Annotated in this window: 9 protein-coding genes; 7 read left to right on the top strand and 2 right to left on the bottom strand. The window is 73.2% G+C overall.

Annotated features, from left to right (window positions below; translation table 11 throughout):
* Positions 1-139 precede the first annotated feature (139 nt).
* Positions 140-550 carry a hypothetical protein gene (locus ACX114_RS39240; protein ID WP_459293083.1) on the top strand — a complete coding sequence of 137 codons (411 nt, stop codon included), beginning with the start codon at positions 140-142 and terminating at the stop codon, positions 548-550.
* Positions 551-604: 54 nt separating this feature from the next.
* On the opposite strand, the gene ACX114_RS39245 is transcribed toward ACX114_RS39240, so the two are convergent.
* The gene (locus tag ACX114_RS39245; protein WP_459293085.1) at positions 605-1,945 is read right to left on the bottom strand and encodes an outer membrane beta-barrel protein; all 1,341 of its coding nucleotides are present in this window, start codon (positions 1,943-1,945) and stop codon (positions 605-607) included.
* A 287-nt stretch (positions 1,946-2,232) separates the two neighbouring features.
* Between ACX114_RS39245 and ACX114_RS39250 the strand changes: the two genes are divergently transcribed.
* Both ACX114_RS39250 and ACX114_RS39255 read left to right on the top strand, forming a co-directional pair.
* Positions 2,233-3,483 (top strand): metallophosphoesterase family protein, encoded by a 1,251-nt coding sequence (locus ACX114_RS39250; RefSeq protein WP_459293087.1) that lies wholly within the window; start codon positions 2,233-2,235, stop codon positions 3,481-3,483.
* The gene (locus tag ACX114_RS39255; RefSeq protein WP_459293089.1) at positions 3,480-6,671 is read left to right on the top strand and encodes an AAA family ATPase; all 3,192 of its coding nucleotides are present in this window, start codon (positions 3,480-3,482) and stop codon (positions 6,669-6,671) included. Before ACX114_RS39250 ends, ACX114_RS39255 begins: the two co-directional genes overlap by 4 nt.
* Here ACX114_RS39255 and ACX114_RS39260 read toward each other — a convergent pair whose 3' ends face one another.
* A complete protein-coding gene (locus ACX114_RS39260) occupies positions 6,672-7,463 on the bottom strand; it encodes a DUF695 domain-containing protein (protein WP_459293091.1) in 792 nt (263 codons plus the stop codon).
* A 408-nt stretch (positions 7,464-7,871) separates the two neighbouring features.
* On the opposite strand from ACX114_RS39260, the gene ACX114_RS39265 reads away from it, so the two are divergent.
* From ACX114_RS39265 to ACX114_RS39280, 4 genes are read left to right on the top strand one after another with little or no spacing between them, the layout of a single operon-like run.
* Positions 7,872-11,219 carry a carboxypeptidase regulatory-like domain-containing protein gene (locus tag ACX114_RS39265; RefSeq protein WP_459293093.1) on the top strand — a complete coding sequence of 1,116 codons (3,348 nt, stop codon included), beginning with the start codon at positions 7,872-7,874 and terminating at the stop codon, positions 11,217-11,219.
* 51 nt (positions 11,220-11,270) lie between these two features.
* The gene (locus ACX114_RS39270) at positions 11,271-14,000 is read left to right on the top strand and encodes a hypothetical protein (protein ID WP_459293095.1); all 2,730 of its coding nucleotides are present in this window, start codon (positions 11,271-11,273) and stop codon (positions 13,998-14,000) included.
* A gap of 12 nt (positions 14,001-14,012) precedes the next feature.
* Positions 14,013-20,546 (top strand): HEAT repeat domain-containing protein, encoded by a 6,534-nt coding sequence (locus tag ACX114_RS39275; RefSeq protein ID WP_459293097.1) that lies wholly within the window; start codon positions 14,013-14,015, stop codon positions 20,544-20,546.
* Positions 20,543-22,402, top strand: coding sequence for an SWIM zinc finger family protein (locus ACX114_RS39280; protein WP_459293099.1), 1,860 nt, complete (start codon positions 20,543-20,545; stop codon positions 22,400-22,402). Before ACX114_RS39275 ends, ACX114_RS39280 begins: the two co-directional genes overlap by 4 nt.
* Positions 22,403-22,737: the final 335 nt, after the last annotated feature.

Below are 22,737 nucleotides of genomic sequence, written 5' to 3' on the forward strand. Positions count from 1 at the left end.
TCATGGACAGACGGCCTGGCGGGCCCCTGTCCCATGGCCCGTGGGGAGGGCGGCCCGGCGTCATGCAGCGCCCGGACGATGCTCCCGCCCCGTTCCACCCCCAGCCTTGGGTTCGTCACACCAACAAGGGGGGACGTGCATGAAGGGTTTCACGCGATGGGTGGTGCTGGGGGCGGTGGCGGGCGCGATGGCCCTCACGGGGTGCCAGAGCAAGGAGCGCTCGCAGGAGGGCGGCGGGACGGGAGGCTCCGGGAGCATGCAGGGGACGGAAGGCACTCAGGGGACCCAGGGCACCGAACCCAGCATGGGCGCGGGGCAGGAACCGAGTACGCCCCCGCCCCAGGGCTCGACGATGGAGCAGGAGCCGAGCATGGGCGGCGCCGGTGACGCGGGCATGGGCGGCTCCGGCTACGACTCGGGCACGGGCGGCTCCGGCATGGAGCAGGGCTCCGGCATGGAGCAGGGCTCCGGCATGGAGCAGGGCTCCGGTGGCTCGGGCAGCGACACCGGCAACACGGGCTCCGGCACGGTCCCCGAGCCCACCCGCTAGGCACCGGTCATCAGGACGGCGCGGGCGTGCCCTGCTGGCGCGCCCGCGCCTCGCTCAAATCTTCACCATCAACGCGCCGGTGAGGCGGTTCTCCGTCTTCACCAGGTCGGGGCGCCAGCCGTCCACGAGCGAGCCCGGCGCGCCCTGGTTGCCACCGGGCGGCGTGACGCCTCCGCGTCCGGAGAAGTACGGCACGCTGGCGGCGCGGTGGTTGAACTCCACGCGGAAGGTGATGAACGGCTGGGGGATGACGTCCGCGGCCACCTGGACGTCCCAGGCGCGGTAGCGGTCGCCCGGGTTCGCGGTGAAGTACGGCGTGCCGGAGGCCGCGGTCGTCCCGTTGATGGGCGGCAGCAGCACCAGGTAGCGCCCGGGATTCGTGATGGCGCCACCGCCCACCGTCAGCGCCAGCCGGTTCTGGAGGAACCACGCGCGGTGGTACGCCATGAACCCCAGGAAGTATTGCGACCCGCAGTCCACGCCGCCGCCGAACTCACAGCCCGCGTCCAGCGTGAGTGATGCCGCCGCCTTGCTGACGAAGCCGCCCGGCGCGTCGTGGTACTTCACCATCACGCTGTCGTCGGTGTGCACGCGCTTGCGGCCCGGATTCCCCAGCGTGTCCGAGCCGTAATACTGGTTGCCCACCACCGACAGCCAGCCCGTGGGACGCCAGAGGATCTGCCCGCCCACGCCGTAGCCGTCGTTGAAGCGGCCATACGACTGCCAGCCATTGACGAGCCACGGTTCAATCTTGAGCGTGTCGCTGACGAAGATCTGGGCGCGCACGCCGTTGAAGAACCACGGCGTGTTCGACGACACGTAGGACGGCTGGTAGGTCCAGTTATCCGCGTTGTAGTAGCTCCACAAGCCGATGTAGCTCATGAAGATGCCGGCCTGCAGGTTGATGCCTCGCAGCGCATCGAAGTGGTAGCCGCCGTAGGCCTCGGAGACGTAGCGGTAGGCGTTGTCCAGGCTCCACTGGCCGCGCGTGGGGCTCGCGTCGTTGCGCGGCGTGGTCTGCGAGTACATGCCGAACTGGGTCATCAAGCGGCCCATGACGTTCTTGTAGAGAAAGTCCCCGCCCATCCCGAGCTGCGTGACCTGCACCTCGCCGTGGCGGAACACCTCGCTGGAGCCGGAGAGTGTGTCGTCCTGGGGGCGGTTGAAGCTGTAGTGGTACGCCGTATCCAGGCGGAACTCGCCGGTGAACGGACCGAAGCTCAGCGGCTTCTCGTTGGCGCCCGCGTTGCCGGGCAGCCAGGAGAAGTCCGCGAAGGCCAACGGCGCGGGGCGCTCATCGGACGGGGCCTGCGCTTCGGCGCGCGGTGCGAGCAGCAACACGGCGAGCGCGGGTAGGAACGGGAGCGGGGGCAGCCAGGAGGTGACGGGTCTCATGGCCGGGCGGGATTGCAGCCGTCGTACCCGGGGGTGGAACGCGCGGGACTCCAGCAACCCCGCGAGGTTGGCGAAGGGGTGCGGGCCCTGACGTCGTGCGAATCGCACGGAGCCCGCGCGGGACTTCGCGCGAAGCGCAAGAGGGGCGGACCGCGCGTCCGACGTGCGGGGTTTCCAGAGGTGAACGCGGCATGGGACCCGGGGGCATCCCCTGTGTCCACCCGCGCATCACCCCGGGGGGCGGGAAAGTCGGGAGGAAGGCAGGACTCGGGTACGGTGCCCGCACGATGCGCTTCTCCTTCGTGCACGCTGCGGATCTCCATCTGGACACGCCGTTCCGAGGAGTGGCCACGCACGGCCCGCTCCTGGAGCGCTTCCAGCAGTCCACCTTCCATGCACTCGCGCGCATCGTGGACGTGTGTTTGCGCGAGCGCGTGACGTTCCTCCTCCTGGCCGGGGATCTGTTCGATGTGAAGGACCGCTCGGTGCGCGCGCGGCTGGCGCTGCGCACGGAGCTGTCGCGGTTGGACCGCGCGGGCATCCAGACCTTCATCGTCCACGGCAACCATGATCCGCTGAGCGGAGACACCGGCACGCTGGGGCTGCCCGCGTCGGTGAAGGTGTTCGGCCCGGAGTGGGAGGACGTGGAGGTGCGGCGCGAGGGCCGGCGCCTGTGCCACGTGCAGGGCGTGTCCTATCCGGACGTGGAGGTGCGCGAGAACCTGTCCGCGCGCTTCCGCCGCACCGGCGAGCACTTCAGCGTGGGCCTGCTGCACGCGAACCTGGGCGGTGACGCGGGCCACGCGAACTACGCGCCCTGCACGGCCGCGGACCTGGCGGCGGGCGGGCTGGACTACTGGGCCCTGGGCCACGTGCACACGCGCGCGGAGCACCTGCTGCCCGGCGGCGGCGTGGCGGTGTACCCGGGCAACCCGCAGGGCCGGCACGTGCACGAGACGGGCGAGCGCGGCTGCGTGGTGGTGGACGTGGAGGACGGCGTCGCGCGCAGGAGGTTCGTGCCGGTGGACCGCGTGCGCTGGCACCGGCTGGACGTGCCGCTCGCGGGCGTCACGTCGCTGGACATGCTCCAGGCGGTGGCCACGGAGGTGGTGGAGTCGCGCTGCGCGGAGGACTTCGACGGGCACGCGGTGCGCCTCACGCTGGCCGGACGCGGCCCGCTGCACCGGGAGCTCGCTCGGCCCGGCGCGAGGACGCAATTGGAGGCGGACCTGCGCGAGCGGCTGGCGCGCGCGCATCCGCCGGTGCTGCTGGAGTCGCTGCGCGATGGCAGCCGGCCGGAGGTGGACCTGGAGGCGGTGCGCGCCGGGGGCGGCTTCCTGGGCACGCTGCTGGAAGAGGCGCAGGCGCTGACCCATGACGACGAAGCGCTCGCGGCGCTGTGGGACGACGAGGACCTGACGACGCTGGGACAGCGCCTCAAGCGGTTGGGCGTGGATGCGCTGGAGGCGCCCCGGCCGGAGCTGGTGTCGCAGGCGGGCCAGCGCGGCGTGGAGCAACTCCACGAGGAGGCATCATGAAGCCGGGCCTGCGCATCAACCGCTTCCAGGTGGACGGCTTCGGGCACTTCCGGGGGTACTCGGGCACGCCGGGGCCGGGGCTCACGCTGCTGTACGGGCCCAACGAGGCGGGCAAGAGCACCCTGCTCGCGTTCCTGCGCGGCGTGTTGTTCGGCTTCGAGAAGCGCGGCCAGCCGGAGCGCTACGAACCGGAGGGCGCGCTCTTCGGCGGCGAGCTGTGGCTGGACACGGCCTGTGGCCCGCTGGTGGTGCACCGCCACGGCGGCAAGCGCGCGTCGGAGGGCACGCTCACGGTGCGCGGCCTGGATGGACAGCCGCTGCCGGAGACACTGCTCGACCAGGCGCTGGCGGACGTGCCGCGCGAGCTGTTCTTCGAGGTGTTCGCCTTCCGCCTGGATGAGCTGTCCTCCTTCCAGCGGCTCGCGCAGCAGCGCGGCGTGTCGGAGGCGCTGTTCGCCGCGGGCATGCAGGGCGCGCGGCGGCTGCCGGAAGCCGTGGAGCGGCTGCGCAAGGACGCGGAGGCGCTGTACGCGCCGCGCGGGCAGAAGCCCGAATTGAACCGCGTGATGAAGGAGCTGGAGGAGGTGCAGCAGGCGCTGCGCGAAGCGGGTGACCGGCCCGCGCTCTACTTCTCCACGCGCGACCAACTGGCGGAGCGCATCGCGGAGGGCCACGCGCTGGAGATTGCGCGCAAGCACACCGAGCATGAGCTGGACCACGCCTCGCGGCTGGAGTCCGCGCTGGGAGACCTGGCGGTGCTCGCGCGCGACCGGGCGGAGCTGGCCACGCTGCCGGTGCTGGACACCTTCCCACCGGGTGCGGAGACGCGGCTGGAGGACGTGCTCCAGCGGCGCAAGACGTACCGGGCCCAGCAGGCGCAGTTGCACGAAAGGCTCGCGCCCATCGAAGAGGCACGGGAGCGGCTGGCGGCCCCATGGCCCGTGCGCGAGCGCGCGGAGTCCCTGCGCACGGCGCTGGCCACGTACTCGGGACACTCCGAGCAGCTCCGCTCGCTGCCCGCGCGCAGGGCGTCGCTCACCTCGCGGCGGCGGCAACTGGAGCAGTCGCTGGGAGAGCTGGGGCTCGCGGTGGACGCGGGCGGACTGCTCGCGCTGGACCTGGGCGCGCGGGCGCGAGGTGAGCTGGAGTCGCTCGCGGGACGGCTGGACGCGGCGGACACGGCGCTCGCGCAGGCGGAGGCGGAGCAGGCGCGCACGCGCGAGGAACGGGCCCGGCTGGAGACCGCGCTGGGGCGCGTTCAGGCGGAGCTGGAGGAACTGCCCGAGGCGCGGCCCGCGCAGGTGCGGCAGCGGCAGGCGGCGGTAGGACGGATGCGCGCGGTGCGCGGAGACCTGGAGCGGCTGGCCGAGCAGCGGCTGGAGCAGCGCCGTCAGATGGACGGTGTGCGGGCGCCCACGGACGCGGTGCCGCTGCGCTCGTTGTTGCCGCTGTCCTGGGTGGTGGCGGCGGCCATCGTGGCGTGGGGGTTCGCGGCGCTCGCGGCATGGCTCGCGGGCCCATCGGTGGGCGTGCTGTGCGCGGTGGGCGGTCTGTTGCTGGTGGGGTTGCTGCTGTTCGTGCGCCACCGCGTGGAGACGGCGCGCAAGGCCAGCCTGGACGCGCAGGCGGCGCGGCACCGCTGGCGGCAGCAGGAGGAGGAGCGCTTCCGCTCGGTGCAGGCCGCGATGTGCGCGCGGGAGGAGCTGCTCCAGCGGGAGCTGCTGAACGCCTCCGGCGCGGCGGGACTGTCCCCGGGAGCATCGCTGTCGGACCTGGCCGCGCAGGAGTCACAGCTCGCGGAGCTGCTGACGCAGGCCGAGCGGCGCGAGCTGCTGGTGCGCGAGGAGGACACGCTGCGCACGGCCTGGGACACGGCGGTGCGAGAGGACCAGCGCGTGGAGGAAGCACGGCTGTGCGCGAGCCAGCGCGAGGAGGTGCTGCGCGAGGAGTGGATGGCGTTCCTGGTGGCGCGCCGCTTCCCGGAGACCCTCTCCGCGGCATCGGCGCTGACGCTGTGGCTGGATGCCGCGGCGCTGCGGCAGCGGCTGTTGGACCTGCGCACGGACGAAGAGGAGTTCACGGTGGCGGAGGCCGCGTGCGACGCGGTGACGACGCGGCTCTTGCAGGAAGCGCGGGCCGCGGGCCTGCCCGAGGGGCCTCCGGAGACGGTGGCCGCGCGGGTGTCCGTGGCGCTGGAGGAGGCGCGCTCGCGGGCGGCCGACCAGCGGCACCTGGACGGTCAGCGCGGAGAGCTGCTGGCGGAGAAGGCGCGGCTGGACCAGCTGGCGCTGGACGAGGACCAGGCGTGGGAGGCGCTGCTCACGGAAGGCGGATGCCAGGACGAGGCCACCTTCCGCCGCCGCGCGGTGCAGGCGCGAAGGTACGCGGAGCTGGCGGCCCGGGTGCGCGAGCACGTCCAGCGGGTGCAGGCACTCACCGGCCTGGGTGAGAACGCGGCGAACGAGGAGGTCCACGCGGCGGGCGGTGAGACGGGCCTGAAGGAACAGCTCGCCACGCTGCGCGAGCGTCACAAGGCCGAGGGCGAGCGCCACAAGGCCGTGCTCACGGAGCAGGGCAGCCTGAAGACGCAGCTGTCGCAGTGGGAGAACGACGACCGCGTGTCACGGCTGCGCATCCAGGAGGAGACGCTGCGCGCCAAGGCGGCGGAGCTGGCCACGCGCTACGCGGCGGACCGGCTGACGCTGGCGCTGCTCGGGAGGGCGCGCCGGAGGTTCGAGGAGGAGCAGCAGCCGCGCGTCATCCAACTGGCGAGCGAGCTGTTCTCCGAGCTGACGGCGGGGCGCTACCGCCGCGTCTTCATCCCCGCCGGGGACGCGCGCGAGCTGCGCGTCAGCGACGGCACCCGGGACTGGAGCGCGGAGCAGCTGTCCCGGGGCACGCGCGAGCAGCTGTTCCTCGCGTTCCGGCTGGCCGTCATCCGCGACTTCGGAGAGACGCGGGGCGCGCTGCCGCTCATCACGGACGACGTGCTGGTGAACTTCGATCCAGAGCGGGCCCGGGGCGCGGTGAGGCTCTTCGCGAGGCTGGCGGAGGCCCACCAGGTCATCGCCTTCACCTGCCACCCGTGGCTGCGCGAGCACTTCGAAGCGGAGGGCGCCCACGTGCTGGAGCTGCCCGGCGCCACGAAGCCCCCCCGCGAGAGTCTGCGAGTCGTCTCCAGCGGCTAGCTAGAAGTCCTCCGCCACGAGCAGGCAGTCCCAGCCTTCATACGTGCCGTGGTACGACTCCACGATGTCGTGGATCTCCTCGGACACCGCGTCCACCCGCGCGTCGTCCACGGTGTCCACCCGGTGGAAGTCCAGGCGCCACTCGAACCCGAGCACGCGCCCGGGCGCCCGGACGAGCTCACACCGGAAGCCCTGGAACCCCGCGCCCCTCAGCCGGGCCTCCGCGTCCTTCGCGAGATGCTCCACCTGGAAGGACACGCGGTGCTCCACCTTCCGGGCCACGTCCAGCGGCTCCCCCTCCGTTCGAAGGAGCGCGACCCGCTGGCGGTTCATCCGCAACTGATAGTGCAGGGGCGGCGGGAAGAGCATCTGGAGATACGCCGTCCAGTGGGGGTCCCACGTCCGCGCCACGCCCACCTCATAGGCCCCCTGATGGGCCTGCACGAGCGGCCGTACCTGCCTGGCCGTGATGGACTTCGGGCCATACAGGTAGACGAACTGCACGCCTTGATCCACGAGGTGCCCGACCCTCAGCAGCCCCAGGGGACGCAGACACTCCTCCAGCGCGCCCTGCACCGCGAACACCGCGTCCTCCTCATCGCTGTCCCGGAGCCCGTTCGACATCGGGTTCTTCAAGGGCAGGGCCAGCCGCCAGAGCACGGGGTGGCTGGCCATGGGCGCGAGCGGATTGGCGCCCAGGTCGATGCCCACGGTCTGCGGCCCCTGCGTGGACCACCGGAAGTAGTCCTCGAAGGCTTCACGCCAGGGCTTCGCGAAGGACGGAGCGTTCATGCCGGGCAAGTCTACCTCCCGCGCGGCTCCAGACCCTGGCGCACAAAAAAATACTGGGAGCGCGCCCCCTCGACGCGCTCCCAGTAACTCAACCCCTCCCCCGAGGGGTCCCCCTCTCGGATGCGGCCCCCAAAGCTCCGCGTCCGTCCTGCTTTTCCTTCAAGACGTCGACTACCGAAAACCTTGAGTCCCGGAAGATCGACCCCCGAAACCCTTTCCCCCTCTGCCCGGTCCGCTCTTGCGTCCCGAGCCCTTGGACCCTGGTGGCTCTGCCCCCAGCATCCCCACCTCGCCTTCAATACGTCGGCCGCGAAAAACCTTGGTTCGGCCCTGTTTTTTTTCGCCGTCCCCCTCTGAAGAGGCCCGCGTCAGCGCTCCTGCTACAGTCGCCCACCCTGGAGGGGCGCCATGCGGAAGACGTCGGCGGTGGTCATTGGAGGCGTCGTGCTCCTGCTCCTCATGGGAGCCGGGGTCTTCTGGTGGCTGCGCCCCACTCCCACCGCCCCCGCGGCCCCACCCGCGGCCCGCGCCTCGCGCCGCCAGCTCCCCCCCGCGCCGCCCCCGCCGCCCCAGGGCGCCCTCCAGGTCCAGGGCCGCGTCGTCGACCTCCAGGGGCAGCCCGTCGCCGGCATCGAGGTCTCCGCCTCCGTCCCCCTCCCCGGGGAGACGCTGACGGAGCTGCCGTGTGACCCGAACGAGCCCGACGTGTCCCTGGCCTCGGAGGACTGCCTCTCGTCCGCCGGCAACCTCTGGGTCCGGGAGCTGGTGGAGGCCCACCGGGGCGGTGCCTTCGTCCTGTCGCGCACCACGTCCGCGCAGGACGGCTCCTTCACCCTGGAGGGCCTGCCCCAGGGGACGGTCACCCTCTGGGCCCTGGGCTCCCAGGGCGCGGGCCTCCTGGAGGATGTCGCCTCCAGCACCCGGGACGTGACGCTGGAGCTCGAAGCCAGCCAGCCGCTCACGGGCCGCGTGGTGGACGATGACGGCGCCCCCCTCTCCCAGGTCCAGGTGACCGTGATGCACCTGGGCACGGCGCGCTTCTTCGACGCGAAGACCGGCGCGGACGGCCGCTTCTCCGTGGGCCCCCTGCCCGACGACAGCTATGGCCTGCTCGCCGCCCAGCAGGGGCGCATCACCCTGTGGATGCGAGGGGTGGCCGTGGGCCCCCTGCCGGAGGACGTGGTGCTGTACTCCCCCCGGCGCATCGTGGGCACCGTGGTGGACGGCGAGCACCCCGTGGCCGGCGCCACCGTCACGGTGGCCGACACCGGGCTCGTCGCCACCACCGACGAGCGGGGGCGCTTCACCTTCGACGACATGTCCCCCGACGAGTACACCCTGGAGGCGGAGCAGGGTGGCCTCCTCGCGCGCGAACCGGTGACGCTCCCGGAGGACCAGCGCGAGGTCCAGGTGACACTGCGCCTGGGCACCACCTTCTTCGTGGAGGCCACCGTGCGCGACACCGCCGGCAAGCCCGTGGCCGACGCGGAGGTGAGCGCCGACCTGCCGGGTGAGCTCTCCAAGCACTACGGCACGCCCATCTATCAGCCGCTCGGCACCACCGACGCGGACGGCCGCGTGCGCCTGGGCCCCCTTCATGCCCGCGACTACGGCTTCCAGGTGGTGGCGGACCGGATGCTGGACCTCACCGAGACCCGCACCGTCGCCTCGGGCGGCCCCGCGCTGGACTTCGTCCTCTCCCCCGCCATCCTCGTGGAGGGAATCGTCACCGACGCCGCGGGCCAGCCGGTGGTGGACGCCGCCCTGTCGCTGCAACCCCCGGACCGCAAGCGCACGGTCAGCGCGCCTCCGCCCGTGTACGCGCGCTCGTTCATCCTGAGGCACCCGTCCTACGAGGCCCCCCTCACCTTCGACGCCACCTCCGACGCGGAGGGCCACTTCGCCATCAAGGTGGACCAGCCCCTCTCCGGAACCCTCACCATCGAGGCCGAGGGCTACCTGCCGCGCACGCTCCAGGTCCGCGCCCCCACCTCCGGCCTGAAGCTCACCCTGGACTCGGGCGCCACCGTGCGCGGCACCGTGACGAGCTCGCGCGGCACGCCCGTCAACGAGGTGGACGTCTCCCTGGAGAAGCAGGAGCCGGAGGCCCCGGAAGGAGAAGAAGACGGCGACGCGTCCGACAGCGAGCGCACGACCTTCGCGGGCTCCTCGGGCGAGGACGGCCGCTTCGAAATCAAGGGCCTGCCGCCCGGCACCTATGCCGTGTGGATGCGGACCTCCACGGGCGGCTTCGAGCGCCACCTGCCCGACCGCGTGGTGCTGCGCGGCTCGGAGACCGTGGACCTGGCGCTGCGCCTGGACATGGACGGCCGGGTGGGCGGCATCGTCGTGGACGCGGAGGGCCGGCCCCTGGCGGACGTCACCGTGGAGGCCACCGCGAAGGAGGAGGAGGACAGCACCGGCCGCGGGTACTCCCCCCTCTCCGCCACGACGGGCCCGGATGGCCGCTTCGTCCTGGAGCCGCTGGCGCGCGACTGGGACTACGAGCTGACGGCGGCGAAGCCGGGCTACGCGCGGCCCAAGCCGCCCAAGAAGGAGCGCCCCGACGAGGCCCCGGACGACGAGACCTTCGAGCAGCTGAAAGCGCGGCACAAGCGATGGATCGAGGAGCAGGAGGCCCCCAAGATCATCGCCCGCGCGGGGAACATGGAGGTGCGCATCACCCTCGCCTTCCAGGGCCGCATCACCGGCCGGCTGGCGAAGAAGGACGGCACGCCCATCACCCGCTTCACCGTGAACGAAGAGGCGGTGCGCGACCCGAAGGGCGCCTTCACCGTCTTCGTGGACGAGCCCGGCCCCCAGCACCTCACCTTCGAGGCGCCGGGCCACGCCCTCACCCAGCGAGACGTGGACGTCCCCGCCGGCCGGGACGTGGACCTGGGCACGGTGCCCATGGAAGCGGGCCACGTCATCAAGGGCCGCGTGGTGGATGACGCCACCGGCGCTCCGCTGGAGGGCGTGTCCATCTCCCTGTCGCTGCCGGAGGAAGGCGCCGCCAACGCGGAGCAGGCCAGGTCCTTCGCGGACGTCGACACCGGCCCGGACGGCACCTTCCAGTTGCCCTCCGTGGAGTCCCGGCCCTACCTGCTCACCGCGCAGGAGGAGGAACACGCGCTGCTCGAGCGCATCGTGGGCCCCACCGAGGACACGCTCGAGCTGCGCCTGCCCATCTCCACCCGCCTGGAGGTCACCGCGCGGGACGCCCAGGGCCGGTCGTCGTCGAACGTCCTGGCGGTCGTCTCGAAGGCGGACCCGGAGAAGGAAATCTCCGCCCCGGCGATGGACGGCGTGGCCCTGTTCCGCGACCTGGCCCCGGGCGACTACGTGGTGAAGATCGCGGGCGGGAACACCGGCAGGGCCGTGCCTCGCGTCGTGCGCGTGGAGCCGCACCGGGTCAACCGGGTGGACCTGCCGCTGACGACGACGGGCATCATGCTGAGGCTGCGCTGGGGCGAGCGCGGCAGGCAGGGCACCTCCTATCTCCTCCCCGGCCGGGTCCCCGCGCCGCCCGAATCGGCCTCGGCCGCGGAGGTGCGGTGGCTGCGCGAACAGGCACTCCCCGCGTTGATCCCCAGCATCGGAGGGCACTGGGCCCTCGTTCCTCCCGGTCCGTACACGCTTCTCGTGTTGCAAGAACGTGATGGACGCTGGCTCTCGTTCCGCGAGGACGTGACGGTGGGCCCGGGCACCCCGCGGGACACGCAGGAGGTGGAGCTCCCCGCGCTTCCGTGGTGAGGCGGGTCCGACATGCCTCGCGGTCCAGGGGAGCTGTGTTAAACCCCACGTATGACCCCGAGTGACGCGCTGAGCGCAGCAGACCTCGAACGTCTGGCCAGGGCGGAGGCACCGGACCTGGCCGAGTCCGTGCTGGCCTTCCTCGACCAGCCGGACCGCACGTCCGACACGCCGCTGCCGCAGGGCGCGCTGTCCTTCGACGCGCTGAAGCAGCTCCTGGAGCAGGCGCGCATGGACGGCGACAAGGCCGGCCGCCGCAAGGGCTCGCATGAGGCGTGGCAGCGCTTCCTCGCGCAGAAGGACGTGCCGCTGCCGCCGCGCCTGTTGCTCGCGGACCTGCTGGTGTCCCTCTACGAGAAGAACACCGAGCCCGCGCGCGCCGCCCTCATCACCCTGGTGAAGGAAGCGCCGCTGAAGTTCGGCCTGTGGGCGGGCCTCAAGCGCATCTACAAGCTGGCGGAGGCGCGCCACGACGCGGAGATGTTCGGCGCGCTGGCCTGGCGCTTCGACACCGAGCGCGGCGGACGCCGTCACCGCGAGGTGGGCGCCGGCACCCTCACCTACCTCCAGCGCCGGGCCTGGCGCTTCCTGCGTCAACTGGGCGCGGCCGTCCCGGAGCTCTACCCGCAGTTCGCGGTGGAGGTCCTGCGGCACTACGACCCGGACACCTCGTGGTCGCAGTGCTGGGTGGCGCACCACATCTGGGCGCACAACAGCAAGAACTACGGCGCGTCGCGCTTCCCCATCCAGCCCCCGGGCGACATGGTGAAGCAGCGCATGTACCCGGACGCATGGAAGCGCTCGCCGGACGCGCTGATGCGCCTCTTGGACACGTGCCAGTCGGACCCTGCCGCGAAGTTCGCCATCCAGGGCCTGCGCAAGGACCACCCGGAGGCGCTGCGCAAGGTGACGCCCGCGTGGCTGGACCGCCTGGCGCGCCGTCCGCTGGGCAGCGCGCACGACTTCCTGGTGGAGACGCTCCAGGGCTCGCCGGACTTCCACCAGGGCAAGCTGCGCGCGGCCGGGCTGCACGAGGCCGTGCTCGCGCTGCTGTTCTCCCCCAGCGACAAGGCCCGCGCCTACGCCATCGAGTACGCGCGCGGCCACGCGCAGGACCTGGCCCCGGACCGGCTGGCGGACCTGGTGGAGAAGGGCGAGGACGACGTGCAGAAGTTCGCCGCCGCCGCCCTGGAGAAGCACAAGCCGCGCGACCTGGGGCTGCCGCTCCTGGGCCGGCTGCTCGTGTCCAAGCCCACCGCGGCGTTCGCGGCGAAGTCGCTGGAGCAGTCCTTCGACCGCGCGGAAATCACGCACGACTTCCTGCGCGAGCTGCTCTGGGGCAAGCAGCAGCAGCTCGACTGGGCGAAGGGCTATGTCGCCACGAAGTACGCGGCCGGGGAGATGCCGGCGGACTTCTGGAAGGTGGCGCTCACGGAGGCGAAGCAGCGCTCGACGCGCCAGCGCATCGTGGAGGACGTGGCGATGAAGGCCCTGTCCACCTACAAGGTCGCGGACATCGGGCCGGAGTGGGTCCTGGACCTCGTCGCGCACCCGCGCCTGGGCCGTCAGGCGGCGCAGTGGCTCACCCGCGCGGACAGCCTGCCGGGCCTGGACGTGGAGCGGGTGAAGGCGCTCGTCTTCAACGGCAGGTTCCGCGGCACGGCGCTGGAGCTCCTGGGCAACCGCAAGCTCTTCACCGCGCGGCAGCTCACGGTGCCCTGGCTCTTGGCGCTGGCGCGCCGGGCGGACCCGCAGCTGCACGACTTCGCGCACCGCTACCTGCTGGCGAACGTGGTGCCCGCGGACTTCAGCGACACGGGCGACGCGGACGCGGACCTGGAGCGCCTGTTCGACCTGGCGCTGGGCGCGAAGCAGCCGCCGCCGGTGCGCGCGTTCGCGCAGATGTACCTGCGCTGCCACCACCCGGGCATCGGGCCGGAGCAGCCGGAGTCCAAGTCCTACGAGCTGCGCCCCCGCGCGCCGCGCAAGGCGTACTCGGCGGAGCGGCTGTGGCCCGCCCTGTTCGACGCGCGCGACGACGTGCGCCGCTTCGCGCTGACCATCGCCCGCTCGGAGCTGCGCGCGTGGGGCTACCAGACGCGCGTGTACGAGCTGGCGGACTCGGACGCGAAGGAGATCCGCAACCTGGCCTACGACGCCCTGCTCAACGCGGGCGAGCCGGGCGCGGACGCGCGCCACACGCTCCAGCCGGAGGAGCTGGACGCGGGCAAGGTGTTCGCGCTCACGGAGTCCACCAAGCGCAGCACGCGTGAAGTCGCCGTGGAGCTCATCCGCCGGCACTACGCGCGGCTGGGCGGCGCGGAGCGGCTGTCCGGCCTGATGCAGAGCGCGGACCGCGAGGTGGGCCTGTTCGCGGTGCGCCTGCTCTGGGAGAAGCACCGTCCGCTGCACCTGCCGGAGGGCTGGAAGCCGGCGGGCGGTGGCAAGGACGAGCGCGAGGCGGGTGGCACCACGCGCTTCAGCGACGTGGAGGCGCTGCGCACGTTCCTGCGGCGCATGATGTTCGGCCTGCCGCCCGGGCGCGCGAAGGAAGCGCGCGAGGGCGACGTGCAGCGCCGGCTGTCCGCGAGCGTGGCCAAGCGCCGCGTGGTGGAGCTGGTGCGCGACCTGGACCTGGAAGACGAGAGCTTCGCGCGAGTGGTGGCGCCCGTGCTGGGCGAGTTCACCGGCTCCGTGGCGAAGGGCGAGTGGCAGAGCTGCCTGGCCTCGCTGGTGCAACTGCGTGCGGCACACCCGGGCGTGCAGCTCGGCGGCATCTAGGACAACGACACCATGGCCAACCTCTCCATCGGCAACATCGAGAAGGTCCGTGCGCTGGCGGCCAATGCGCGCCTGCTCATCGTGGGCGGCACCCGCGCCGCCGCCGACAGCCGCCTGACCGCGTACGACGCAGCGAACAACAAGGTCCTGTGGACCAGCCCGCTGCCCGCGCACGTCCTGGGCGTGGCGCTGTCCGGCGAGCAGTTCGCCGCGGCGGGCGCGGACGGCACCGTGCGCTTCGGGTCGCTCACCGACGGCACCGTGAAGTTCCAGCTCCACAACGCGCACCCGGGCGGGTGCACGGCGGTGGCGGCCAGCCCGGACGGCAAGGTGCTCTACACGGCCGGCGCGGACGGCTTCGTGCGCGCGTGGGACTGGGAGAGCACGAAGAAGCTCAAGGAGTGGAGCGCGTCCTCGCAGCCGCTGCGCGCGGTGGCGGTGGACCCCACGCACACGTACGTGGCCTGCGCGGGCGACGACAGCGTGGTGCGCTCGTTCACGGTGGCGACGGGTGCGCGCCGCGACATGCCGGGCCACGAAGGCGCGGTGCGGGCGCTGGCCTTCACGCCGCGCGACGGTCGGCTCGTCTCCGCGGGTGACGACGGCAAGCTGCGCATCGGCTACCTCGTCGGCGCGGTGGAGTTCGAGGTCCGCGGCGACAAGGACAGCGGCCACGCGGGCTCCGTGCTGGGGCTGGTGTTCCCGCCCACGCCGCAGGCGGAAGCGGGCCAGGACCCGGCGGAGCGCATCGCGTCCGTGGGCAGCGACGGCAAGCTGAAGGTCTGGCGCCTGGACGAGCGCCGCAAGCCGCGCACCTTCGAGCTGGGCAGCAAGGCCCTGAACGCGGTGGCCTTCGCGCCCCCGGCGAACCCCCGCCAGGCGAAGCAGCTCCTGGGCTTCCTCTTCGTGGCCGGCGAGGACCGCCGCGTCACCCGCGTCACGCTGGGCACGGACGGCAAGCCCACGGACGAGACGACGGCCTACGGCCACGGCTTCGACGCCTTCAACGAGGCGCTGAAGGCCGCCCTCCCCCGCCGCGAGGCCGCGGTGAAGGAGGCGGTGGCCCTCCAGGAGCCGGAGGCGCTGGACTTCGTCCTGGGCGTGCTGTCCTCGGACAAGGACGTCGCGGCGCGCCGGCTGGCCGCCACGGAGCTGGGCAACCACGGCCGCACCGCCGCGCGCCCGAAGCTGCGCGACCGCCTCAACGACGACGACAAGACGGTGCGCGCCGCGGCGCTGGACGCGCTGGTGAAGCTGGAGACGGAGTCCCCGCTCGCGGCCCCTCGCGCCGCGCTGGACTCGCGCTTCACGGACACGCGCGTGCAGGGTCTGCGCCTGCTGGCGAAGCAGGGCAGCGTGTCGCCGCTGGTGCCGGGACTCATCGCCAGCAAGCTGCCGGACACGCACGCGGAGGTGGGCACCGCCGCGCTGGACGCGCTCACCACCGTGTCGCCCAAGGGCAGCACGGAGCCGCTGAAGCTGGCCTTCGAGCGCGGCCCCGCGGCCCTCAAGGTGGAGGTGCTGCTGCGCGCGTCCGTGGCGGGCCTGCTGGGCGACCCGCGCCTGCAACCGCTGGTGGCGCGAGCGCTGGACGACGCGGACCGGGACGTGCGCCGCGTGGCCTTCGCGGTGCGCGTGCTGGAGCGCCGCGCCCTGGCCGCCACGCTGGAAGCGAAGGACGAGGAGTTCGCGCGCACGGTGCGGGAAGTCAGCCGCATGCTGACGCTCCAGGCGAAGCGCGCGGCCGGAGAGACGGAGGCGAAGTTCACCACCGACGCGGAGCTGGCCGCCTCGCGCGAGCAGCTCTTCGGCAAGACGCCCGCCGGCACCGCGCTGACGGAGGCGGACCTGGAGCCGCTGCTCGCCGCCATGGCGTGCCGCATGCCGGACACCGCCGTGCGTGGCGCGCGAGTGCTGGCGCAGCTGGGTGACGGCCGCGCCCTGGGCGCCCTGCTCCAGCTGTCGCGCGAGGATGACGCCGCCATCCGCCGCGAGACGGCCACCGCGCTCCAGGCGTTGCAGGATCCGCGCGCCCGCGAGCGGCTGGTGTGGATGCTGGACGACGCGGACGGCGACGTGCGCGCGGCGGCGCTGTCGGCCGTGGTGGCGCTGGACGCGGACGCGCCGCTGTCCGCCGCGGAGGCCGCGCTGCGCTCCGGTCACGAGGACGTGCGCGTGCGCGGCCTGGACCGGCTGGTGAAGCTGGGCGCGAAGGCGGAGGGCGCGGAAGGGCTGCTGGGCGACGCGCTGGAGGACGAGTCCGCCAAGGTGCGCGGCGAGGCCTTCCGCACGCTGTGGGCCTGGAACGACAAGGAGCCCGTGAAGGCGCTGGACCGCGCGCTCGCGGGCCGCTTCCCGGACCTGCGCACCCGCGCGGTGGAGGTGCTCGCGCAGAAGGGCACCGACGACTGGGCGCTGGAGCGGCTGAAGAAGTCCGTGGAGGACCGCGACGCGGGCGTGGCCACCGCCGCCTACGAGGCGTGGGTGAAGCTGGCCGGCAAGGAGAAGGCGGAGCCGCACCTGGCCGCGCTCAACACCACGCACCCGGCCCTGCGCGAGAAGGCCGCCAAGGCCTCCGTGCACGCCCCGGCGGAAGCCATGCGCTCCGCGCTCCTCAAGCGCGTGCAGGACGAGCACCTGGACGTGGCCTTCGCCGCGCTGGAGGCGCTGGACAAGCTCATCCCGAACGAGAACGGGCCGCTGCTCGCGGGCATCGCGGCGTCGGCGCTGCCGGTGCGCGTGCGGGCCTCGGAGCTGCTCGCCCCGCGCGGCGCGGAGGACATCATCGAGCCCATGCGCGGGCTCATCACGGACAAGGACCTGGAGCGGATGTACCCGCCCGCCATCCTCGTCCCCCTGCGCATCCGCGCATCGCGCGCGCTGGCCACGCTGGGCTCGCGCCGCCTGCTGGGCTTCTACGCCACCACGCTCCTGCCCCACGAGGTGTCGGACCTCCAGGAGCAGGGCGCGCGCGGTCTCGCCACGGCCAGCCGCCGGGGTGATGAGGGCGCGCTGCTGGACGCGCTGGGCCACTCGCTGGTGGCGGCGCGTTCCTGGGCGGCGGACGGTCTGGCCCGCCTGGGTGACGTGCGCGCGCTGCCGGTGCTCACCGGGAACCTGCGCCATGAGCACCTGCCCATCCGGCTGGGCGCCATCCTCGCGTTCGCGGCCCTGGGCCACGAGGGCGACGGCGGCCTGCTGCACGGCCTGGAGGACTCCGCGCGCGAGGTGCAGGAGATGGTGTTCGCCATCGTGCTCGCGCGGGACCTGCGCGCCAGCCGCGAGGGTGGACCGCCGGACCTGCTGACGAGCGCGCTGTCCAGCGGCCGTCCGGAGGTGCGCTACGCCGCGGCCCGCGCGCTGGAGCTGCGCACGGAGCCGGAGGCCTACCGCGCGCACCTGGTGGAGGTGCTGCTGCCGCCGCGTCCGGAGAAGGCCGGCGACATGAAGGACTGGCCCTCGGAGGAGGACCGGGCGAAGCGCGTGATTGGCCTCGCGGAGGCGCTCTCCAGCGGTCAGCCGGAGCAGCGCTACGCGGCGGCGCAGGTGCTGCTGCTGCGCAACAAGCCGCTGGACTACTTCCGTGAGGCGCAGAAGGTCGCGCGCCCCAGCTCGCTCCAGGCCCCCTGGAAGCCGGAGACGGCCGAGGGCGCCGCGCACGTCATCCAGGCGTCCACGCCGGAGAAGCAGGGCACGGCCTCCGCCACGGGCAAGAGCTGGCTGCGCCGCCTCTTCTCCGCGGTGAAGCCGCCGGAAGGCGCGGGCACCGGGACGCCGAAGGACGCGACGCAGGCGGAGCGTCAGCACCTGCGCCGCCTCGCCTTCGGTGCCTACGTGGGCCTGCTGCGTCAGGTGACCGCGGGTGACGAGGAAGGCCACCGCGTCCGCCGCGACGCCGTGGACCGCGTGGTGAAGCTCACGCAGGAAGGCTACGCGGGCACGTCCGCCGCGGTGGCCGCCCTGTTGCGCGCGCTGGAGGACCCGCACCAGTTGGTGCGCCGGGCCGCGCTCGCGGGCCTCAAGGAGCTGTACCCCGCCGGCAGCGACGAGCCGCTGGCGCTGGCCCTGGCCTCGCTGTCGCCGGACGTGGCGCGCGCCGCGCTGGAGGAGCTGGCGGAGCGCGGTGACAAGGCCCGTCCGCGAGTGGCCGCGGCGCTCAACTCGCCGCTGCCGGAGGTGCGCAAGTCCGCCTTCGAGCTGCTGGAGAAGCTGAGCCCGCCGGGCAGCCTGGATCCGCTGCTGGCCGCGCTGGGCAGCGAGCACGCGGACCTGCGCGTGGGCGTGATTGAGCGGCTCGCGGGAGCCAACGACCCGCGCGTCACGGAGGCCCTGGGCCGCGCGATGGGCAGCGAGCACGAGGACCTGCGGCTGCGCGCCGCGGAGCTGCTCGCGTTCCGGGGCGACGACCGGGCGGTGGAGGTGCTGGGCACCTTCCTGCGCTCGGAGACGTCGGCCGTGGCCCGCCGCGCACAGGAGGCCCTGGCGCGGCTGGGGACCTCCGCCGCCGTGGCCGCGCTCGCCGCGCGCCTGACGGTGGCCACGGAGATTCCGGAGCGCACCCGGCTGGTGGCCGCGCTGGGCCGCACCCACCGCGCGGACGCGCTGGACGTGCTCGCGCGCCAGAGCGTGGAAGACGAGGCCCCGTCCGTGCGCCTCGCCTGCGTGACGGCGGCGATGCAGCTCACCTGGCCGCCGGAGCAGGAGAAGCTCAAGGAGCACGAGCGCGAGCTGAAGAAGCGCGACGCGGCGCTCGCGGTGCGCTTCCTGAGCGTGGCGGTGAAGAGCCAGGACCCCGAGGTCCGCAAGGCCGCCGCCCGCGAGCTGGAGCACGGCAAGAGCGAGGGCCAGGACGCGCTGCTCGTCCAGCTCTTCAACGACCGCGACGTCACCGTGCGCGCGGCGGCCGTGGAGCACTACTCGAAGCGCGTGGTGGAAGAGGGCGCGGCGGTGGAGCCGCTGGAGGAGATCCTCCGCGCCGGAGCCCGCGAGCTGATGCTGCCCGCGGCGGAAGGCGTCGCGCACCAGCGCCGCGCCAGCGCCCTGCGTCCCCTGCTGCTGTACGCGCGCGCCGGTGAGCCGCACGAACGCGGCCGGGCCCTGCTCGCCCTGGGCACCCTGGGCGACGTGCGGGCCCTCTCCGAACTGGAGACGGTGGCCGGCGGAGGCACGCCGGATGCCCCGGCCGAAGAGGACATGGTGTTCGCCGCCATCGAGGCGCTCGGCCGGCTCGCGAACCGGATGCCCGACGGTGAGGACCGCCGCCGCATCGAGGAGAAGGTGGAGGCCGCGGCCACGGACGGCGCCGCCTTGCAGCGCCAGGAGGCCGGCGTGCGCGGTCTGCGCGCCATCGGCGGAGAGCGCGCCCGGGTGAAGCTGGAGGCGCTGCTCGCCGACAGTGAGACGGACGACGACGTGCGCGCCACGGTCGCGGAGCAGCTCGGGAAGCTCGGAGACCCGGCCGCCGAGTCCGCCCTGGCCGCCGCGTTGAACGAGGAGGACGACGACCTCCGCGCCGCCGTGCGCAAGGCGCTGGACGTGCTCTTCCCCAAGGAGCGCACGCGGGTGGAGTTCCTCGCGGTGCAGAGCGAGCACGAGGACATCTCCGAGCCCGCCGCCACGTACCTCGCGAGCGAAGGCGACCCCGCCCTGCTCGTGCCCCGCCTGGCCACGCTGGACAACGTGGAGCTGCGCCTGCGTCTGCGTCGCGGCCTCGCCCGCCGTGGCGCGATGCCGGTGCCGGAGGTCATCGCCCTCTTCGGCCACGACAAGCCGGAGGCCCGCGAGGAGGCCGCGCGGCTCGTGGGCACCTGGACGGGTGACGCGCGCGAGGCTGGCGCCGTGGACACGGCCGGACTGACCCGCGCGCTGGTGGCCGCCGAACGGCGCACCGCCACCGCGTGGGCCTCCGCGCAGCCTGCGAAGAAGGAGCCCCTGGCCGCCGCCTGGGAGCGCCTGCTCTGGGCGGGCTCGCGGCTGGGCGCGAAGGAGCTGGTGGCGCCGTCCGCCGAAATCCTCCGCAAGGGTGAGGCCCAGGCCCCCGCCGCCGTGCGCCAGGAGGCGGCGCGCGTGCTGGGCCGCCTGAAGGCCACGAGCGAAGCGCAGGCCCTGCGCACCGCACTGGGCGACCCGGACGCGAACGTGCGCTCCGCCGCCGCGTCGGTGCTGGCCGCGCTGGTGCCGGAGCAGTCCTCGGCCTGGGCGCTGGAGGTGAAGCCCTTCGACCCGGTGGCCCTGGGCCCCACGGGCGCGAAGGTCGCCACGTCCGCGCTCACGGCCAGCGAGGGCCGCCGGCTCGCGGTCCCCGCCCTCTTGGCGAAGAAGGACCTGGAGCCGCTCAAGTCCGTGGCCGCCGACCCCAAGGCGGAGGTGAAGCAGGACGCCTGGGCCGCGCTGGGACGCCTGGGCGGAGACGAGGCCGCGGCGCTGCTGAAGACGGCCGCGTTCGACAAGTCGCAGTCGGTGGAGCTGCGCAAGGCGGCCTACCGCGCCCACAAACGTGCACGCCGGGCCGCTGAGCGCGCCCGGAAGGAAGGTCAACCGTCGTGAGCACCGCAACCGCACGTCATCCCGTCGCGCTGAGCTACGCCGCGCAGAGCGACGTGGTCGTCACGCCGGACGCCTCGCGCGTGCAGCTGGCCCTGGAGGGCTCGCGAGGCACCGTGGGCGTCAGTGGCCAGGTGAAGGACCCCACTCTCTTCCGCGACGCGCTGGCCGCCGCCTTCGCGGTGCTCTCCAGCGACCTGCGCTACCGGGGCCGCGACCGCACCGCGTACCTCGCGTACCTGATGAAGCAGGGCAAGCGCGCCAGCGCTCAAATCTGGGAAGCGCAGAAGGCCTTCCTCGACAACGCGCTGGAGGGTGAGGAGAAGAAGGACGCCGTCCTGGACCCCGTCCTCACGGTGGATCCGGACCAGGTCTCGCTGGAGGTCTTCTCCCGCGACGAGAGCGCCTACGCGCGGCTCGCCTTCGACAACAGCCTCTTCGACAAGCGCCAGGCCGCGCACGGCTCCACCTTCCTGGACGTGCCGCAGGACCTGCCCGCCCGGCTGGACCGCCTGCGCGCCTACGCCCCGGTGGTGCTGGAGGCCCACGTCGCCCCCACCGCGAAGCCCGCCCCCGCCACGGAGCCCCGCGCCCCGCGCACGGTGGAGGTGCCGCACGCGTGGCTGCGAGGCTTCCTCCAGGTGCAGTCCGCCGCGACGCTGCCGGCCACCACCTGCTCCATCGCGCCCATCGACCTGTACAACCTGCTCTTCGCGCTGCGCACCCGCCGCTCGAAGAAGGCGCCCCGCGCGCTGCGCTTCGAGCTGGTCCCCGGCGCCCCGCCGCGTCTGGTGCTGGAGCCCTGGGAGCAGGTGCTGGAGTGCCACGGCGGCGTGTACACGGGCGCGGCCCCCGCGGTGGTGCGCACCTTCGGCCGTCAGCGCCTCGCCGCGCTCGCGCGCCTGCTGCCCCACGCGAAGAGCGTGCACGTGCAGCTCCTGGGTCCGGGCCTGCCGGTGTTCTGGGTCATCGACCTGGGCGCGGCCACGCTGACGCTGGGGCTCACCGGCTGGACGGAGAGCGGCTGGTCCAGCGCCGCCGCCTTCGACGCGCTGATGCCGCGCGACGTGCCGGAAGGCCTGGCGGAGCAGCTGCGCAACCGCCTGCGCAAGGACGGGCCCCTCTCCTTCGACGTGCTGACGAAGGACGCGGGAGCACCGAAGGATCAGGTGCGCGCCGCGCTCCAGCTCGAATGCCTGCGAGGCCGCGTCCTCTTCGACGTGTCCCGAGGCACCTACCGCCCGCGCGAACTGATGCCCACGCCGGTGGACGAGGCCGCTCTGCGCTACGGCAACGAGCGTGAGGCCCGCGCCCACCGCCTGCTGGGCGACGGCGGTCCGGGGTCGGGCGAGGTGAAGCTCACGCAGGTGCACGACCTGGTCGGAGAAGGCACGCGCATCCAGGGAGAGGTCGTGGACCGCGAGGCGGTGCGCAGCTTCTTCCCCAGCTTCACCATGGACCTGGAGGGCCGCGTGAAGGACGCGAGCTGCGGCTGCCCGCACTTCCGCCGCTCCGGTCTGCGCGAAGGCCCCTGCGAACACATGCTCGCGCTGCGACTGGCGTACGCCCGCCGCCGCGCCGAGGAAGAAGCGCTCCGTCAGACGCCGGAGGGCCGCAAGCTCATCCGCGCGGAGACGCGCGCGTACGTGCGCCGCGACCCGGCCACGGGACTGGAGCAGGTGTATCGCGTGTCGCTCGACGGCAAGGTGGTGGCCCTCACGTGGGGCCCCCGCCTGGGCGACTCGCGTCACCAGCGCCTCTGGTTCGACACGGACACGGAAGCCCGGACGGCGTACTTCAGCCGTTTGGAGAAACTAACCGCGGACGGCTACATCGACGCGGCCTCGACTCTGGTGTAAACACTCACTCAACGGCCCGGCCGCCGACGGGGCGGCCGGAAGGATGGTGGCGCCGGACGAAAATCGAATAGCGAGTGGTCGAGAGAGGTCTGGACCGCATCAGCCTCAACGCCTCGAGCGTAGGAACGGCGCTGCGCCGTTCTGGTTGAAATGCTGGACACTCTCCGCAAGGTAGCCTGTTCTTGGCTCTCTCCCTCCCGAGCACTACCGTCGGGGCGGGAAGCGGAACCAACGACGCAGCCGCCGTTTTCCCACCCCGACGGTAGTGCTCGGGAGGGGAGAGCCGGTGAGGCTACCGTGCCCCAGGTGAGCTGGTGGTGCCTTCCTGGCCTCCC

The sequence above is a fragment of the Corallococcus sp. M7 genome (assembly GCF_054512695.1).

Coding starts and splice junctions, on each gene's coding strand:
- ACX114_RS39275 (WP_459293097.1), top strand. CDS start 14,013: ATGGCCAACCTCTCCATCGGCAACATCGAGAAGGTCCGTGCGCTGGCG.
- ACX114_RS39270 (WP_459293095.1), top strand. CDS start 11,271: ATGACCCCGAGTGACGCGCTGAGCGCAGCAGACCTCGAACGTCTGGCC.
- ACX114_RS39265 (WP_459293093.1), top strand. CDS start 7,872: ATGCGGAAGACGTCGGCGGTGGTCATTGGAGGCGTCGTGCTCCTGCTC.
- ACX114_RS39260 (WP_459293091.1), bottom strand. CDS start 7,463: ATGAACGCTCCGTCCTTCGCGAAGCCCTGGCGTGAAGCCTTCGAGGAC.
- ACX114_RS39255 (WP_459293089.1), top strand. CDS start 3,480: ATGAAGCCGGGCCTGCGCATCAACCGCTTCCAGGTGGACGGCTTCGGG.
- ACX114_RS39250 (WP_459293087.1), top strand. CDS start 2,233: ATGCGCTTCTCCTTCGTGCACGCTGCGGATCTCCATCTGGACACGCCG.
- ACX114_RS39240 (WP_459293083.1), top strand. CDS start 140: ATGAAGGGTTTCACGCGATGGGTGGTGCTGGGGGCGGTGGCGGGCGCG.
- ACX114_RS39245 (WP_459293085.1), bottom strand. CDS start 1,945: ATGAGACCCGTCACCTCCTGGCTGCCCCCGCTCCCGTTCCTACCCGCG.